This window comes from Vibrio sp. T9 (assembly GCF_003123985.1).
Lineage (GTDB): Bacteria > Pseudomonadota > Gammaproteobacteria > Enterobacterales > Vibrionaceae > Vibrio > Vibrio diabolicus.
In genome coordinates this window covers 1-2,945 of record NZ_NIGY01000028.1, presented here as the reverse complement: position 1 = coordinate 2,945, position 2,945 = coordinate 1, and the positions used below count along the sequence as shown (strand labels likewise).

1 rRNA gene is annotated in these 2,945 nt (G+C 51.5%); it reads left to right on the top strand.

From position 1 onward, the window contains the following. The first annotated feature begins 22 nt into the window (after positions 1 to 22). A 23S ribosomal RNA gene (locus CBX98_RS25095) occupies positions 23 to 2,913 on the top strand. Positions 2,914 to 2,945: the final 32 nt, after the last annotated feature.

The following is a 2,945-nucleotide window of genomic DNA, read 5'->3' as shown; positions in this document are numbered from 1 at the left end:
TCGAAACTCCTTCGGGTTGTATGGTTAAGTGACTAAGCGTACACGGTGGATGCCTTGGCAGTCAGAGGCGATGAAGGACGTATTAACTTGCGATAAGCCCAGATTAGGTAGTAAAAACCACTTGAGTCTGGGATTTCCGAATGGGGAAACCCACTTACATAAGTAAGTATCGTTATGTGAATACATAGCATAACGAGGCGAACCGGGGGAACTGAAACATCTAAGTACCCCGAGGAAAAGAAATCAACCGAGATTCCGAAAGTAGCGGCGAGCGAAATTGGACTAGCCCTTAAGCTTTATAGGCGTCAGGTGAACAAGCTGGAAAGCTTGGCGATACAGGGTGATAGCCCCGTAACTGACGACGCATATTCAGTGAAATCGAGTAGGGCGGGACACGTGATATCCTGTCTGAATATGGGGGGACCATCCTCCAAGGCTAAATACTACTGACTGACCGATAGTGAACCAGTACCGTGAGGGAAAGGCGAAAAGAACCCCTGTGAGGGGAGTGAAATAGAACCTGAAACCGTGTACGTACAAGCAGTAGGAGCAGGCTTTGTCCTGTGACTGCGTACCTTTTGTATAATGGGTCAGCGACTTATATTCAGTGGCAAGGTTAACCATCTAGGGGAGCCGTAGGGAAACCGAGTCTTAACTGGGCGTTCAGTCTCTGGATATAGACCCGAAACCAGGTGATCTAGCCATGGGCAGGTTGAAGGTTGAGTAACATCAACTGGAGGACCGAACCGACTAATGTTGAAAAATTAGCGGATGACTTGTGGCTAGGGGTGAAAGGCCAATCAAACCTGGAGATAGCTGGTTCTCCCCGAAAGCTATTTAGGTAGCGCCTCGGACGAATACTACTGGGGGTAGAGCACTGTTAAGGCTAGGGGGTCATCCCGACTTACCAACCCTTTGCAAACTCCGAATACCAGTAAGTACTATCCGGGAGACACACGGCGGGTGCTAACGTCCGTCGTGGAGAGGGAAACAACCCAGACCGCCAGCTAAGGTCCCAAATTACTACTAAGTGGGAAACGATGTGGGAAGGCTCAGACAGCCAGGATGTTGGCTTAGAAGCAGCCATCATTTAAAGAAAGCGTAATAGCTCACTGGTCGAGTCGGCCTGCGCGGAAGATGTAACGGGGCTAAGTAGTAAACCGAAGCTGCGGCAATATACTTTTGTATATTGGGTAGGGGAGCGTTCTGTAAGCGGTTGAAGGTGTGTGGTAACGCATGCTGGACGTATCAGAAGTGCGAATGCTGACATGAGTAACGATAAAGGGGGTGAAAAACCTCCTCGCCGGAAGACCAAGGGTTCCTGTCCAACGTTAATCGGGGCAGGGTAAGTCGACCCCTAAGGCGAGGCCGAAAGGCGTAGTCGATGGGAAACGGGTTAATATTCCCGTACTTCTTACAATTGCGATGGGGGGACGGAGAAGGCTAGGTGGGCCTGGCGACGGTTGTCCAGGTTCAAGTGCGTAGGCTTGAGAGTTAGGTAAATCCGGCTCTCTTTAAGGCTGAGACACGACGTCGAGCATCTACGGATGTGAAGTCATTGATGCCATGCTTCCAGGAAAAGCCTCTAAGCTTCAGATTGTAAGGAATCGTACCCCAAACCGACACAGGTGGTCGGGTAGAGAATACCAAGGCGCTTGAGAGAACTCGGGTGAAGGAACTAGGCAAAATGGTACCGTAACTTCGGGAGAAGGTACGCTCTCGACGGTGAAGTCCCTCGCGGATGGAGCTATTGAGAGTCGCAGATACCAGGTGGCTGCAACTGTTTATTAAAAACACAGCACTGTGCAAAATCGCAAGATGACGTATACGGTGTGACGCCTGCCCGGTGCCGGAAGGTTAATTGATGGGGTTAGACTTCGGTCGAAGCTCTTGATCGAAGCCCCGGTAAACGGCGGCCGTAACTATAACGGTCCTAAGGTAGCGAAATTCCTTGTCGGGTAAGTTCCGACCTGCACGAATGGCGTAATGATGGCCACGCTGTCTCCACCCGAGACTCAGTGAAATTGAAATCGCTGTGAAGATGCAGTGTACCCGCGGCTAGACGGAAAGACCCCGTGAACCTTTACTACAGCTTGGCACTGAACATTGACCCTACATGTGTAGGATAGGTGGGAGGCTTTGAAGCGCAGTCGCTAGATTGCGTGGAGCCGTCCTTGAAATACCACCCTTGTAGTGTTGATGTTCTAACGTCGACCCCTTATCGGGGTTGCGGACAGTGCCTGGTGGGTAGTTTGACTGGGGCGGTCTCCTCCCAAAGCGTAACGGAGGAGCACGAAGGTGGGCTAATCACGGTTGGACATCGTGAGGTTAGTGCAATGGCATAAGCCCGCTTGACTGCGAGAATGACAATTCGAGCAGGTGCGAAAGCAGGTCATAGTGATCCGGTGGTTCTGAATGGAAGGGCCATCGCTCAACGGATAAAAGGTACTCCGGGGATAACAGGCTGATACCGCCCAAGAGTTCATATCGACGGCGGTGTTTGGCACCTCGATGTCGGCTCATCACATCCTGGGGCTGAAGTCGGTCCCAAGGGTATGGCTGTTCGCCATTTAAAGTGGTACGCGAGCTGGGTTTAGAACGTCGTGAGACAGTTCGGTCCCTATCTGCCGTGGGCGTTGGAGAATTGAAAGGGGCTGCTCCTAGTACGAGAGGACCGGAGTGGACGAACCTCTGGTGTTCGGGTTGTGTCGCCAGACGCATTGCCCGGTAGCTAAGTTCGGGATCGATAACCGCTGAAAGCATCTAAGCGGGAAGCGAGCCTTGAGATGAGTTCTCCCTGATACTTTAAGTATCCTAAAGGGTTGTCGTAGACTACGACGTTGATAGGCAGGGTGTGTAAGCGTTGTGAGGCGTTGAGCTAACCTGTACTAATTGCCCGTGAGGCTTAACCATACAACACCCAAGGGGTTTTGATGGACTCAATG